The following is a 13,448-nucleotide window of genomic DNA, read 5'->3' as shown; positions in this document are numbered from 1 at the left end:
GCCCACGCCCGCCTCCGCGGCCCCCGCCGTCGCCCTCACCCCGCCGCCCGGGGTGCCTTGCGTCGACTGACGCCACGTCAGGGCGGGGCCTCAGGTGGCCGCGTCGGACTTGGCCTTCGTCTTCGGCTGGCGGTCGATCGGCGTGCGCACCAGGAGCACCTGACGGGCCGTACGGCGCGGACCGGACCAGGGTGCGGCGACCGCGTCGATCCGGTAGGCCAGCTCGTACGCCAGCGACTCGTAGTTCACCCGCCAGCCGCGGAAGTGCGCCCAGGCCTCCTCGGGATCGCGCTCCATCGGGTAGCCGGCGTACCGCAGCATGTCGATGCCCTGGGCGAACTCGGCGTAGCTGAGCTGGATCTCGCCGTCCGGATCGGGGTCGGGGTCGTAGCCGATTCCCTCGACGTCGGCGATCTCGCGCAGGCAGCTGAACCCGGCCCGCAGCGTCATGCGCATGGTCGACTTGGGCTTGGACGGGTTGAGCGCGACCTCCAGCGCCGCCGCGTCCAGGATCGCGAGCAGCGCGATCAGCCAGTTGCGGGTGGCCCGCGGGGAACGGAAGTGGATCAGTACCGGATAGCTGGTGTGGCTCTCCGCGACCTGGCAGGCCCAGCGCTCCCAGCCCTGGTAGAGCGCGGGGAGCTGGGTGACAAGGCCGGGGATCTGCACGTGCCGCATCAAGATCTCCGGCCCCCAGGCCGGCACCCCGGCCCTGGACTGGAGCATGGTCACCTCGGCCTCGCGCTCCGAGTACGCGCTGTACATCGCCGGCAGGTATCCGACCAGCAGGCCGATCATCACCGGCCCGGTGGCGGCGGCGCAGAAGTCGACGAAGGTCTGGCGCGACTCGGAACTGCTGAGGAAGCCGAGGGTGAAGACCGAGGAGCCCGACTGCAGCATGCCCTTGGCCAGCCCGCGGTCGCTGATCCCGGCCAGGATGAAGCCGAAGCCGACCACGGCCAGGCCCAGCCAGCTCAGCAGCGTCACCAGGATCGAGAGCGGCGCGGCCCAGGCCAGTATCAGGTCCTTGCCCTCGAAGGTGTTCCGGCGGTCGGCCACGGCCTGGAACGGCCAGCGCACCACGTCCCGGATCAGCCGGGTGTAGCGCGAGCGCAGGCCGCGCGGAACGACCAGGTTGGCCATCACCGAGATCCAGGTGCCGATGACCACGATCGAGCCGAGCACGATGTCGAAAATCCTCACACGAACATGATGGGGGACGTTTCGGCGGCGGCGGCGCACGTCGCGACCGTGCGCTCCGGCCGGGGGCGCTGTGACGCTTCGTAAAGATTCTGGAACAGTCTTGTAACACTGCTGATTCATAGCTACTTGTGAGTAGCGAAAGCTGTCCGCTGGGAGGAGAAGGATCCATGATGCCCACGCTTGTCCGCCGTTGTACCACCGCGCTCGCCGCGACCGGTACGGCCCTGGCCCTGACCGTCGCCGTCGGTTCCGCCGCGCACGCCGCCACGGTCAACTACGTCGCGCTCGGCGACTCGTACTCGTCCGGCGTAGGCGCCGGCAGCTACACGAGCAGCAGCGGTTCCTGCGACCGCAGCACCAACGCGTACTCGCAGCTGTGGACGAACGCGAACGGCCCCTCGTCGTTCACGTTCGTGGCCTGCTCCGGGGCCACCACCTCGGACGTGCTCTCCAGCCAGATCGCCTCGGTCACCAGCTCCACCACGCTGGTCTCGATCACGATCGGCGGCAACGACGTCGGCTTCAGCAGCGTCATGGAGACCTGCGTGCTCGACAGCACCAGCAGCTGCGTGAGCGCGGTCAACACCGCCGAGAGCGAGGCGGAGAACCAGCTGCCGGCCAAGCTCGACGCGGTCTACGCGGCGATCAAGGCCGCCGCGCCCAACGCCCGCGTCGTCGTGCTCGACTACCCCGAGCTCTACGACCTGTCCAAGTCCTCCAGCTGCATCGGCCTGAGCACCACCGACCGCACCGACCTGAACCAGGCCGCGGACATCCTCGACGGCGTCATCCAGACCGAGGCGGCCAAGTACAACGACGTCTTCGCCGACGTGCGCTCGGCCTTCTCCGGCCACGAGATCTGCGACGGCAGCTCCTGGCTGCACTCGGTCAACATCCTGGACATCGACGAGTCCTACCACCCGACCGCGTCCGGCCAGTCCGGCGCCTACTACCCGGTGTTCAGCTCGAACGCCTGATCCGCGCCCCGTCCGCGCCCTCGCGGCGTCGGGGAACGCACAGGGCGCGGCCCCGCCGGACCGAGTGGTCCGGCGGGGCCGCGCCCGTGCCGCGCCTGGAGCGCGGGGCACCCGAGAGCGGGTCAGCCCACGTGCACCATCGGCCGGTTGGCCGGGGTCCCGCTGCCCGCGGCGAGCGAGTCGGCCGGGTCCTTGCGGATCAGCAGGAAGATCACCGCCGCGGCACCCGCCAGCAGGAACCCGCTGACCAGGAACGCCACGTTGTAGCCGTGCACCGCGCCGAGGGCCGCGGCCTGCTGCGCGCCGAGGCTGGCCTTGTGGCTGCCGGAGTAGTTCAGGAACGCCGTGGTGAAGACGGTGTTGAGCAGCGCCACGCCGAGCGAGCCGCCGATCTGCTGGGTGGTGTTGACCATCGCGCTGGCCACGCCCGCGTCGTGGTCGGCCACGCCGGTCAGCGCCGTGTTGGCCAGCGGCACGAACACGCAGCCCATGCCGTGGGCCATGATCAGCATCGAGGGCAGGATCATCGCCGGGTAGGACGAGTCCAGCTTCAGGTCGGCCAGCCAGAACAGCGAGCCCGCCGCGACCAGCGCGCCGTAGGTCATCAGCGCCCGCGGGCCGATCTTCGGCAGCAGGGTGCTGGCCACGCCCGCGGTCACGATCAGCGCGCCGGTGAACGGCAGGTAGAGCAGGCCGGTCTTGAGCGGGGAGTACCCCAGCGACTGCTGGAAGTAGTACGTGAAGAACATGAACATGCCCATCATGCCCGCGCCCATGAGCACCGAGGAGGCGTAGGAGCCGCCGCGGTTGCGGTGCCACAGCACGCGCATCGGCAGCAGCGGGTTGGCCACCCGGCCCTCGACCAGGACGAAGGCCACGAGCATGACGCCGCCGCCGATCAGGAAGATCAGCGTCTCGGTGGAGGTCCAGCCCTGGCCGGTCTTGGCGGCGTTGGTGAAGCCGTAGACCAGGCTGGCCAGGCCGCCGGTGGCCAGGATCGCGCCGGGGATGTCGTACTTGGTGTTGCCGTGCGCCTTGGACTCGGTCAGCAGCGGGATCGCGGCGACGAAGGCGGCCGCGGCCATGATGATGTTGACGAACAGGCACCAGCGCCAGCTGAAGTCCTGGGTCAGCCAGCCGCCCATGACCAGGCCGATCGCCGCGCCGACGCCGGAGATGGCGCCGAGCATGCCGAACGCGCGGGCGCGCTCCTTGACGTCGGTGAAGGTGACCGTGATCAGCGAGAGCGAGGCCGGGGCGAGCAGGGCGCCGAACGCGCCCTGCAGGGCCCGCGCGCCGAAGAGCATGCCCTCGTTCTGGGCCAGGCCGCCGAGGGCGGAGGCGAGCGCGAAGCCCACCAGGCCGATCAGGAAGATCCGCTTACGGCCCACGTAGTCGGCGACGCGTCCGCCGAGCAGCAGTAGCCCGCCGAAGGTGAGGGTGTAGGCCGTGAGCATCCACTGCCGGTTGGCGTCGGAGATGTGCAGGGCCGTCTGCGCCTGCGGCATCGCGATGTTCACGATCGTGCTGTCGAGCACGACCATGAGCTGGGCGAAGAGCATGACCACGAGGGCCAGCCAGCGCCTGGAGTCCTTGGCCTCTGGGGCCTGGATCAGGTCGGACATGGGAGCGGTACCCCTCCAGAGGTGACGAAAATGTGAACAAATGTTCGAATCAATGGCACCGGCGATCCCCCGGCGAGCAGCCCACGCTAGAGCAGGGTGCCGACAGTCGCGGTCAAGACGAGGGAAGCCGCGGCGCGCCGAGCGCGCGCGAACTAAAGGCTTGTGAGGACGAGAGCTTCGGGCGATCAGGGCTTTCGGTAGGTCAGCACGGGAATCAGCACGTCGTCGACGACGTGCCCGGCGTACTCCTCGTCGAGCGGGCCGAGATTCCAGAGCTTGCGGCCGGTGAGCATGTTGTGCATCACCTCGTGCAGGAGGTTCGGGTCGGTGTCCGGGTGGACCTCGCCCCGTTCCGCGGCGCGCCGCACGATCTGCTCGTGCACGGCGTGCTTGGCCTTGAACATGGTGTCGTTGACGACCTCGGCCAGCCGCGGGTCGTGCGCGGCGGCGGTCATCACGCCGGCGACCACTTCGCCCATCTCGCTCTCGGTGAGCTTGCAGGCCACCGTCATCAGGGCGAACAGGTCACCGCGCAGAGAGCCGGTGTCCGGAGTCGGGGAGTTGTCGCCGAACCGCTCGACCAGCGCGTCGGCGACCAGCTCGGGCTTGTCCTGCCACATCCGGTAGATGGTCGCCTTGCTGGCCTTGGCCTGGGTCGCGATGGCGTCCATCGTCATCCGGTCGTAGCCGACCTTGCCGAGCAGCTCGAACACCGCCTGGCAGATCGCCGTCCGCCGCTCGGCGCCGCGCTTGGACCCGGGCATGACGCAACGGTCCACGAGGCTCTCGCGTACGGCCATGCTCAGCTCCCTCCGCGGCCGGATTCCAGTGACGGCCACGTCTCGTCGTCCGGAGCATATCGCCCAGGTCAACGAAACGAAACCGTTTCGTACACTGAGGACTCTAGCCGGTCCCCGGACTGTACGAAACCGTTTCGTACACCGACACGCTGTGATCTGGGTCACATCACCGTGAGGCCCGCCACTCGGGCCCCCGACCGGGTACCCGCAGGGCGCCGGACCAGGGGTTCGGCGCGGGACGGAGCGCACTCGTGCGTAGGCTGGGACAGTGCGGTCGGTGCCGGGCCGACGCCCCGGCCGGGACACGGGACAAGGTGGCGAAGCGTATGGAGCCGCATCGGCGGCACGAGCCGCACGAGCATCGGCCGCGCACCGGGGACGAGCCCATGCACGCCCGCAGCCCGCTGCGGATGCGGCTGGTGCTCGCCTTCACCGGCCTGGCCAACGGCCTGCTCGGGGTGGGCATCTTCGGGTTCTGGCTGCGCTCGCTGCCCTTCGCGGCGTTCTTCGCCCTGGTCACCGTGATCGCGCTGGTCAACATCGCCGTGGTGCTCCACCGCATCCGGCAGGGCCCGCACTTCCAGCCGGGGCGGGAGATCCCGCCGTACCACCCGGCCGACCGCGAGCCGGAGCCGGTCGAACCGCCGGCCCCGGTCAGCCCGACCCGCCGGCGGGTGCGCTACGCGATCATGATGGGCACCTGCCTGCTGCTGGTGATCCTGGCCTGGACCTGGGTGCGCTTCTACTCGGTGTTCGCGGCCGGGATCATGAGCCTGGTCGCCGCGCTGCTGCCGCCGATCTCGGCCATGATGGCCAACGCCGACAGCCCCATCCTGCGCGAGAACGAGGGCTACGACCCGCGGGAGCGCCCCGAGGAGCCGGACTCGGACGAAGATCGGCGCCCGCCGTCATCGGATTGATGTCGAGTTCACGGCTGGTTAACAAGGCGGAAACGAGGCGCTGTGACTCTGATGGTGCCACCCGACACCATCGAAGAGCCTGCTGAGGACCAAGTGAGCTACAAGGCCGAGTACATCTGGATCGACGGCACCCGCCCCACCGCGACGCTCCGTTCGAAGACGAAGATTCTGGCCGACGGCGCCGAGCCGCCGATCTGGGGCTTCGACGGTTCCAGCACCAACCAGGCCGAGGGTCACGCGTCGGACCGCGTGCTCAAGCCCGTGTTCACCAGCCCGGACCCGATCCGCGGCGGCGAGAACGTGCTGGTCCTGTGCGAGGTGGAGAACATCGACTTCACGCCGCACGAGACCAACACCCGCGCCGCGGCGGTCGAGGTGGCCGAGCGCTTCGCCGCCCAGGAGTCCTGGTTCGGCATCGAGCAGGAGTACACCATGTTCGAGGGGGAGCGCCCGCTCGGCTTCCCCGAGGGCGGCGGCTTCCCCGGCCCGCAGGGCCCGTACTACTGCGGCGTCGGCGCCTCCAACATCGTCGGCCGCGAGATCGTCGAGAAGCACCTCGACGCGTGCCTGGCCGCGGGCCTTGCCATCTCCGGCATCAACGCCGAGGTCATGCCCGGCCAGTGGGAGTTCCAGATCGGCCCGGTCGGCCCGGTCGAGACCGCCGACCACCTGTGGGTCGCGCGCTGGCTGCTGCACCGCATCGCCGAGGACTACGGCGTCACCATCAGCTTCGGCGCGAAGCCGGTCAAGGGTGACTGGAACGGCGCGGGCGCGCACACCAACTTCTCCACCAAGGCCATGCGCGAGGGCTACGAGGCCATCATCACCGCGTGCGAGTCGCTCGGTGCCGAGGGCAAGCCGCTCGAGCACGTCTCGGTCTACGGCGACGGCATCCAGGACCGGCTCACCGGCCTGCACGAGACCGCCCCGTGGAACAAGTACAGCTACGGCGTGTCCAACCGCGGTGCCTCGGTGCGCATCCCGTGGCAGGTCGAGGTGGACCAGAAGGGCTACATCGAGGACCGCCGCCCGAACGCGAACTGTGACCCGTACAGCGTCACCCGCGTGATCGTGGACACCTGCTGCACCGCGCTGGAGAAGGCCGACCAGGTCTGATCGAAGCGCCGGAACCGCAGGGTTCTGCCGGCCCCCCGCACGCCCGCCGCACCGGGCGGGGCGGGGGGCTTTCGCTTGCGTGCGCCCGTCTGCGCGTGTCGCGCGGCGGACGCGGGAGGTGTCGCCGAGGCCTGTCAACCTCGGCGAGCGGAGGGTGAACCGGACCCGAAGGGGACTTTTCTTCGCTCAAAAGAGTTGCGTTGATGCAAAGTGCATCCGCAATCGCCCCCGCACGGCCTACGCTCGCTATAAGACGGATTGACGCGCCGAGGAAAACGGCGGACGGTCAGACCGCTGCGACCGAGAGGTTGTGGTCTGCGATGCGCACCATGATGCACGAAGCGCCCCCGGCTCCCGCCGTGCCCGCTGCGGCGGACGGAGTGTGGTGGACGTTCCCCGCCTTGCCGGTGCACGCGCGGCTGGCCCGGGTGTGGTTGGAGGGGTGGCTCGACGCGCAGTGCCCCGGCAAGGAGGAGCAGGCGTACGGCGCCCTGGTCGCCTTCAGCGAGCTGGTGACCAACTCGGTGCTGCACGGCGCCGGGCCGATCACCGTCCACGCGCGTCTGATGGACCGGAAGCTGCTGTGCGAGGTCACCGACCGCTGTGTCGACCTGCCCATGCTGCTCGACTCCGGCCCCGAGGACGAACACCATCGAGGTCTGAGCCTGGTCGAGGCGCTGACCGAGAGCTGGTGGGTGCGGGCGGCCCCGGGAGGCGGCAAGACCACCTCGTTCCTGGTGGACCTGGACGCGGGGTGAGCCCGGCCGGCGGTGCGGACGGATCCGGCGCGGGCTGAGCAGGCCCCGGGTCGGTTCCTACTTCGCCTCCACCGCCGCATCGGAGCGCGGCGCGGCCTCGGAGGCGGCCGCGCCCTGTTCCCCTGCCCGCTCGAGTCCGGCCCAGAAGTCGAGCAGCCGCGCGACCACCTCGGCCGGCTGCTCGACGTTGACCGAGTGCCCGGCGTGCGGCACGGCCGCGAAGGGCGCGCCGAGCCGCTGGGCCATGTGACGCTGCGTCGGCACCCGCCAGGTCCGCTCGTCCGCCCCGCACATCACGAAGCAGGGCAATGCGTCGCGGCGCAGCACCGCGGCGAGCTGGTCCACCCGGTCCGGCTCGCTCAGCAGCCAGCGGGCGATGGCGCGCAGCGACCGGGTGTCGTTGCCCTTTATCCGGTGCCGCAGGAAGGCCTGCACCAGCGGATCGCGGTGCCGGTCGAGCAGCAGCATCCGGTTGCCGCGCACCGGGCTGACGAAGGTGCTCACGGCCAGGAAGAACCGGACCCGGTCGGCCGCGGGCCGCGGCACCGCGCCCGGACCGGTGCCGAGCATCGTCAGCGAGGCGAGCGGCAGGGGCGGGCCGTCGAACAGGGCCTGGCGGGCCACGTAGCCGCCGAAGGAGTGCGCGAGCAGGTGCGGCCTCGCCCCGGACGCCGCCCGCTGCTCGATCAGTTCCCTGAGTTCCTGGCCGTAGCCGCGCAGGGTGTAGGGCCTGCGCGCGGGCAGGCCGGGGGAGTCGCACTGGCCGCGCTGGTCGATCGCGAGCACCCGCACACCGACCCGCGAGAGCGGCTCGAGCAGCGGCAGGAAGTCCTCTTTGGACCCGGTGAATCCGGGTACGCAGATCAGTTCACCGCGGAACGGCACGCCCTGCGCCGGCGCGGCCTCGAGTGCGGCCAGCGGTCCGGCGGTCAGCGACAGTCGGACCCGTTCGGTCCCGTCGGGCAGCTCCAGGCTCGGCGGCGTGGACACGCGGTTCCCCTTCGGCTCGATGCGCCATGACACGGGCCGCCCGCCGCGCCTGCGCGCGCCGGGCGGCCCGATTCAGGCCTCAGATTCAGATCTGGGTGCGCCGCCGGTTGGCCACCGGTCCGACGTTCAGCGCGTCCAGTATGGTCTCCTCGCCCGCGTCCTTGGCGGGCAGGGCCGAGGTGACGGTGCCCTTGGTCGCGGACGTGCTGGCCGAGACGGCCTTCTTGCCGCTGCCGCCGCGCTTGCGCGGGGCCCGGCCGCTCTCGGCGCGCTGCGGCAGGATCGGCTCCTGGGTGAACACGGCCTGGGCCGGCTCGGCCGCGGCGGTGAGCGCGGCCTCGGCCGGGGCGGGCTGCGCCGCCGGGGCCACCGGGTCGGCCAGCGATCCGGGCGCCAGCTTGATGGCGCCGCCACGGCCGGTGGCCGCGCCGCGGGCCGGGGCCGAGCCACGGCTGGGAGCCGCGGCGCGTGCCCGACGCTGCTTCGGCGCCTCGGCGACGGTCTCCTCGACCGCGGCCGGAGCCTGTGCGGCCGGGGCCTGCTCGGTGACCGGCTCTGCGGTGGCGCGCTTGCGGGTGCGCTTGCGCGCGGGCTTGTCGGTCGTCGTCTCCGCGACCTGGGCCGCGGGGGCCTCGACGACCTGCGCCACCGGCACCTCGACCGAGGTCTCCTCGGCCACGGGCTCGGTGGTGGCGCGCTTGCGGGTCCGCTTGCGCGCCGGCTTCTCGGTGGCCGTTTCCGCGATCTGCACCGCGGGGGCCTCGACGACCTGCGCGACGGGTACCTCGACCGGGATCTGCTCGGCGACCGGTTCGGCGGTGGCGCGCTTGCGGGTGCGCTTGCGGGCGGGCTTCTCGGCGCCCGTCTCGGCGACCTGGGCCGCGGGGGCCTCGGCCGCCTGCGTCTGGGTCACCGGGGCGGCGCCGAGCACCGCGGCCTGCTCGTCGGTCCCGTGCTGGCCGCCGCGGGTGCGCTTGCGCTGGCGCGGGGCGCGGGCCAGACGCGGCTCGGGCTCGGCTGCCGGCTTGGCCGCCTGGCCGCGGCGGCCGGGGCCGCCGAGGTCCTCGAGCTCCTCGGCGTCGAGCCCGGCCCGGACCCGGTCCTGCTTGGGCAGCGCGCCCTTGGCACTGGCCGGAATGCTCAGGTCGGCGAACAGCTGCGGCGAGGTGGAGTAGAGCTCCACCGGCTCGGCGTAGTCGAGGCCGAGGGCCTTGTTGATCAGACCCCAGCGCGGCATGTCCTCCCAGTCCACCAGCGTCACCGAGGTGCCGGTGCGCCCGGCCCGGCCGGTGCGCCCGATGCGGTGGGTGTAGACCTTCTCGTCCTCGGGGCACTGGTAGTTGACCACGTGGGTCACGCCCTCGACGTCGATGCCGCGCGCGGCCACGTCGGTGGCCACCAGCACGTCCACCTTGCCGTTGCGGAACGCCCGCAGCGCCTGCTCGCGGGCGCCCTGGGCCAGGTCGCCGTGCACCGCGCCGACGGCGAAGTGCCGGTCCTGCAGGTCCTCGGTGATCCGGGCGACGGCGCGCTTGGTGCGGGCGAAGACCATGGTCAGCCCACGGCCGTCGGCCTGCAGGATGCGCGCGAGCATCTCGATCTTGTCCAGGTCGTGCGCCCGGTAGACGAACTGCTTGATGTTCGCCACCGAAATACCCTGGTCCAGCGGGTCGGCGGCGCGGATGTGGGTGGGCTTGGTCATGTACTGGCGGGCGAGCGAGATCACCGCGCCCGGCATGGTGGCGGAGAACAGCAGCGTCTGGCGCTTGGCCGGGACCTGCTTGATGATGCGCTCCACGTCCGGCAGGAAGCCGAGGTCGAGCATCTCGTCCGCCTCGTCGAGCACCAGCGTGCGCACCCGGCCGAGGTTCAGGTGGCCCTGGTTGACCAGGTCGAGCAGGCGGCCCGGGGTGGCCACCGCGATGTCCACGCCCTCGGTCAACGCCTTGACCTGCGGCTCGTAGGCGCGGCCGCCGTAGAGCGCGTGCACCCGTACGCCCTTGGCCACGCCGGCCTCGGCGAGGTCGTTGCACACCTGCACCGCGAGCTCGCGGGTGGGCACCACGACCAGGGCCTGCGGGGCGCCGCCGGCCGGGGGCAGCTTGGCCGCGCCGCCGGATCCGCCGGAGCGGCCGCGCCGGCGCGAGGAGCCGGCGGACTTGGCCGCGTCCGGGGCCTGGGCCACCGGCTCCGCGGCCTCGGTGGGCTCGCTCGGCTCGATGCGCTGGAGCACCGGGATGCCGAAGGCGAGGGTCTTGCCGGTACCGGTCTTCGCCTGGCCGATGATGTCGGCGCCGGTCAGGGCGACCGGGATGGTGGCGGACTGGATCGGGAAGGGCGAGCGGATGCCGAGCCCGTCGAGGGTGGCCACGATGTCCGCGGAGACGCCGAGGTCGGCGAAGCTCTCCAGCGGGACGGCCGTGTCGCTCGCCTCGGTCGTCGCGGCGGCCTCGGTGGCCGGGGTGTTCTCGGTCTGGACGGTCTGCGTCTGAGTGCTGATGATCGTTACCTCTTCGTACGCTCGCGGCTGCGGCTGTGGGCCAAATCCGGGCGTGTGGGCGCTCCGGGTGCGAGGCCCGCGCTGTGCCGATGCCAGGCGGGTGATGGGGCGCGTGGCCGGGCGTCGAAGGACGTCGTGCAGCCGCGCGGTCGGAGCCGATCGGGGCGCCGACCGGGCATCCGGCGGACGTGGTGTCCGCCTTGGCGGTCGTCGAAGACCGCCAGTGTCACCATGTTACCAGCCCGGCGGCCCCCGAATGGGTACGCTGCGTGACATGTACTAGACGCCCCCGTGCACACTTTCTCACGGCCGCGTTCTGACCAGCCTCGTCGTTCTGGCGAGCGATATCGGGCCAGGTGCGGGCTCGCACGGTGTCGGCCGATTCCCCGATCCGTCGCCGAATCCGGGAAACCGTGACGCCGACACCGAGAGCGGCGGCGGTAGTCGGGCACGCGTGCCGGTCGCCGCGTGACGCCGTACGCTGCGTGACATGTGGAAGTCCGAGGACGCACGAATCGGAGTCGGCCAGGCCGATCCGGGCCGGGTCGGGTACCAGGCGTTGGCCGATTTCGAGCGCTGGGCGGCGCTGGGCGCGGGGGCGCCGGGGTTCGCCGAGCGGCTGGCCGTGGCGGGCTGTGCGGCCGCGGCGCACCGGCGGCTGGCCGAGGGCGAGCTCCCGTCCGACCCGGATCCGCTGCTCGACGAGGCCGAGTCGCGGGTGCGGCCGGGGGACTGGTGGGAGTCGCTGACCAGGGCTTATCACTGGCAGCGGCTGACCGCGCAGGCTTACGGTGTGGAGCTGGACCCGCAGCCGCAGGAGTGGGCCGGGGAGTGTCTCGACGCCGCCTGCGAAGGCGATCAGGCCCTGGCCGACCGGCTCGCGTTGATCGAGCGGCGGTTGGCCGGAGAAGCGCTGGTGCTGCGGCACACGCTCGGGCGGCTGTAGCCGTCGCAAGGCCTTGGGGGCGGGCCGGACGGCGCGAGCGCGGCGTCGCTCAGCCCGGCGGGATGCCGCGGGCGCGGCGGTAGGCGCCGTATCCGGACACCAGCAGCGCGGCCAGGCCCACCGAGATCAGCAGCCAGACCAGCCCGTGGCCCCGCCCCAGCACGATCCCGGTCACCAGCCCGCCGCCGAGTGTCCCGCCGAGCCCGAGCAGCAGGGTGCGCGGCCAGGACATCGGATTCGGCCCCGGCACGGCCAGCCGGCCGAGCCCGCCGATCAGTACGCCGCACACCCCCAGCCACAGCAGATCCCACACCATGGGCGCCAGACTACTGACGTGGTGTGGGATCTGCCGGGATTGACCGGATTCGCGGCACGCCGCGGTGTCGGGCGCCGCGTCGTCGCCGCGATGTCGAAAGGGCGCTCTACAGCGCGCCGAAGCCGACCCGGCGGGCGCCCTGCTCGCCGATCTCGACGTAGGCCAGCCGGTCCGCGGGCACGATCACCCGGCGGCCCTTCTCGTCCTCGAGCACGAGCACGCCGGACTTGCCGCTGATGGCGTCGGACACGGCCGTCGCCACCTCTTCCGGGGTCAGCGCGGACTCCACGCTCAGCTCGCGAGCCGCGTGCTGAATGCCGATCTTGATCTCCACGTCTTACTTCCCTCCACGGGCGCGGCGCGCCTTCGTCGTTGCCTGGTGCCCTCGCACACGGCTGGATGCCGCGCACCGGACTGAGGCCAGCGTAACGGCTGGCCCGCCCACGCTACGGAACGCGCGGAGCGTGGCCGCTATTTCGCGCTGCCCCGGGGCAGGGCCCCGGCTCAGACCTGGTGTCCCATCGGGAACTTCGCGATGCCGCGCCAGGCGAGCTGGGAGATCAGCCGCGAGGCGGTGTCCCTGGACACGTTCGAGCCGCTGGCCAGCCAGTAGCGCGCGGTCACCTGGGAGATGCCGGTCAGGCCCACGGCCAGCAGCATCGCCTCGTCCTGGGCCAGGTCCGTGTCCTCGGTGATGACCTCGCTGATCAGCCGTGCGCACTCGAGCTGCGCGTCGGCCACCCGTTCGCGCACGGACGGCTCGTTGTTCAGATCCGACTCGAACACCAGCCGGAACGCGCCGGTCTCGTGCTCGACGAAGTCGAAGTAGGCGTCCATGGTGGCGGCCACGCGCATCTTGTTGTCGTGCGTGGAGTCCAGCGCGGAGCGGATCTTGTCCACCATGATCTCGCACTGCTGGTCCAGCAGCGCCAGGTAGAGCTCGAGCTTGCCCGGGAAGTGCTGGTAGAGCACCGGCTTGGACACGCCCGCGCGCTCGGCGATGTCGTCCATCGCGGCCGCGTGGTAACCCTGGGCGACGAAGACCTCCCGGGCCGCGCCGAGCAGCTGGTTGCGTCGCGCCACGCGGGGCAGCCTCATCGACCGCGTGCGCCCCTCGGCGGTCGGCGGGGCTTCGGCACTGCTGGTCACGACGCTCCTCGCGGGTCGGCGCCATCGCGCGGGCGGTGGCGCAGGGAAAGCTGGCGTTCACACTCATCCTACGCGCGGGTAACCTGTCCTGGGTACTCGCGGATTCGGCTTTCCGACACCGAAAGGCCCCCGCCCCCCGGCCCGAGCC

13 protein-coding genes are annotated in these 13,448 nt (G+C 71.6%); 5 read left to right on the top strand and 8 right to left on the bottom strand.

The features are described 5' to 3' along the window. Positions 1 to 90: 90 nt before the first annotated feature. The gene (locus tag KDL01_RS31985; protein WP_307846713.1) at positions 91 to 1,203 is read right to left on the bottom strand and encodes a hypothetical protein; all 1,113 of its coding nucleotides are present in this window, start codon (positions 1,201 to 1,203) and stop codon (positions 91 to 93) included. Positions 1,204 to 1,370: 167 nt separating this feature from the next. Between KDL01_RS31985 and KDL01_RS31980 the strand changes: the two genes are divergently transcribed. Beyond that, a complete protein-coding gene (locus KDL01_RS31980) occupies positions 1,371 to 2,180 on the top strand; it encodes an SGNH/GDSL hydrolase family protein (protein ID WP_212532399.1) in 810 nt (269 codons plus the stop codon). 122 nt (positions 2,181 to 2,302) lie between these two features. On the opposite strand, the gene KDL01_RS31975 is transcribed toward KDL01_RS31980, so the two are convergent. After that, positions 2,303 to 3,805, bottom strand: a complete 1,503-nt coding sequence (locus KDL01_RS31975) for an MFS transporter (RefSeq protein WP_212532398.1) — start codon at positions 3,803 to 3,805, stop codon at positions 2,303 to 2,305. A 185-nt stretch (positions 3,806 to 3,990) separates the two neighbouring features. After that, entirely contained in the window at positions 3,991 to 4,605 is a 615-nt protein-coding gene (locus KDL01_RS31970; protein WP_212532397.1) for a TetR/AcrR family transcriptional regulator, read from the bottom strand. A 326-nt stretch (positions 4,606 to 4,931) separates the two neighbouring features. On the opposite strand from KDL01_RS31970, the gene KDL01_RS31965 reads away from it, so the two are divergent. The 3 genes from KDL01_RS31965 to KDL01_RS31955 all read left to right on the top strand — a co-directional run bounded on the left by KDL01_RS31965 (position 4,932) and on the right by KDL01_RS31955 (position 7,399). Then, positions 4,932 to 5,525 (top strand): DUF6343 family protein, encoded by a 594-nt coding sequence (locus KDL01_RS31965; protein WP_212532396.1) that lies wholly within the window; start codon positions 4,932 to 4,934, stop codon positions 5,523 to 5,525. A gap of 93 nt (positions 5,526 to 5,618) precedes the next feature. Further along, entirely contained in the window at positions 5,619 to 6,641 is a 1,023-nt protein-coding gene (gene glnII / locus KDL01_RS31960) for a glutamine synthetase (RefSeq protein ID WP_368861686.1), read from the top strand. 320 nt (positions 6,642 to 6,961) lie between these two features. Beyond that, positions 6,962 to 7,399, top strand: a complete 438-nt coding sequence (locus KDL01_RS31955) for an ATP-binding protein (RefSeq protein ID WP_212532394.1) — start codon at positions 6,962 to 6,964, stop codon at positions 7,397 to 7,399. A gap of 57 nt (positions 7,400 to 7,456) precedes the next feature. On the opposite strand, the gene KDL01_RS31950 is transcribed toward KDL01_RS31955, so the two are convergent. Both KDL01_RS31950 and KDL01_RS31945 read right to left on the bottom strand, forming a co-directional pair. Next, positions 7,457 to 8,389 (bottom strand): alpha/beta fold hydrolase, encoded by a 933-nt coding sequence (locus KDL01_RS31950; protein ID WP_212532393.1) that lies wholly within the window; start codon positions 8,387 to 8,389, stop codon positions 7,457 to 7,459. 85 nt (positions 8,390 to 8,474) lie between these two features. Continuing rightward, the gene (locus tag KDL01_RS31945; RefSeq protein ID WP_307846712.1) at positions 8,475 to 10,760 is read right to left on the bottom strand and encodes a DEAD/DEAH box helicase; all 2,286 of its coding nucleotides are present in this window, start codon (positions 10,758 to 10,760) and stop codon (positions 8,475 to 8,477) included. A 619-nt stretch (positions 10,761 to 11,379) separates the two neighbouring features. On the opposite strand from KDL01_RS31945, the gene KDL01_RS31940 reads away from it, so the two are divergent. Beyond that, entirely contained in the window at positions 11,380 to 11,835 is a 456-nt protein-coding gene (locus tag KDL01_RS31940; RefSeq protein ID WP_212532392.1) for a ferritin family protein, read from the top strand. A gap of 49 nt (positions 11,836 to 11,884) precedes the next feature. On the opposite strand, the gene KDL01_RS31935 is transcribed toward KDL01_RS31940, so the two are convergent. The 3 genes from KDL01_RS31935 to KDL01_RS31925 form a co-directional block, all read right to left on the bottom strand. Then, positions 11,885 to 12,151: a hypothetical protein gene (locus KDL01_RS31935; RefSeq protein WP_212532391.1), complete on the bottom strand. Its 267-nt coding sequence runs from the start codon at positions 12,149 to 12,151 to the stop codon at positions 11,885 to 11,887. A 106-nt stretch (positions 12,152 to 12,257) separates the two neighbouring features. Then, entirely contained in the window at positions 12,258 to 12,485 is a 228-nt protein-coding gene (locus tag KDL01_RS31930) for a DUF3107 domain-containing protein (RefSeq protein ID WP_212532390.1), read from the bottom strand. A 170-nt stretch (positions 12,486 to 12,655) separates the two neighbouring features. Beyond that, a complete protein-coding gene (locus KDL01_RS31925; protein ID WP_212532400.1) occupies positions 12,656 to 13,249 on the bottom strand; it encodes a TetR/AcrR family transcriptional regulator in 594 nt (197 codons plus the stop codon). Positions 13,250 to 13,448 lie beyond the last annotated feature (199 nt).

Origin of the sequence: Actinospica durhamensis (genome assembly GCF_018139695.1) — a bacterium.
GTDB classification, from domain to species: domain Bacteria; phylum Actinomycetota; class Actinomycetes; order Streptomycetales; family Catenulisporaceae; genus Actinospica; species Actinospica durhamensis.
This window is presented reverse-complemented; position numbering and strand designations above follow the sequence as displayed.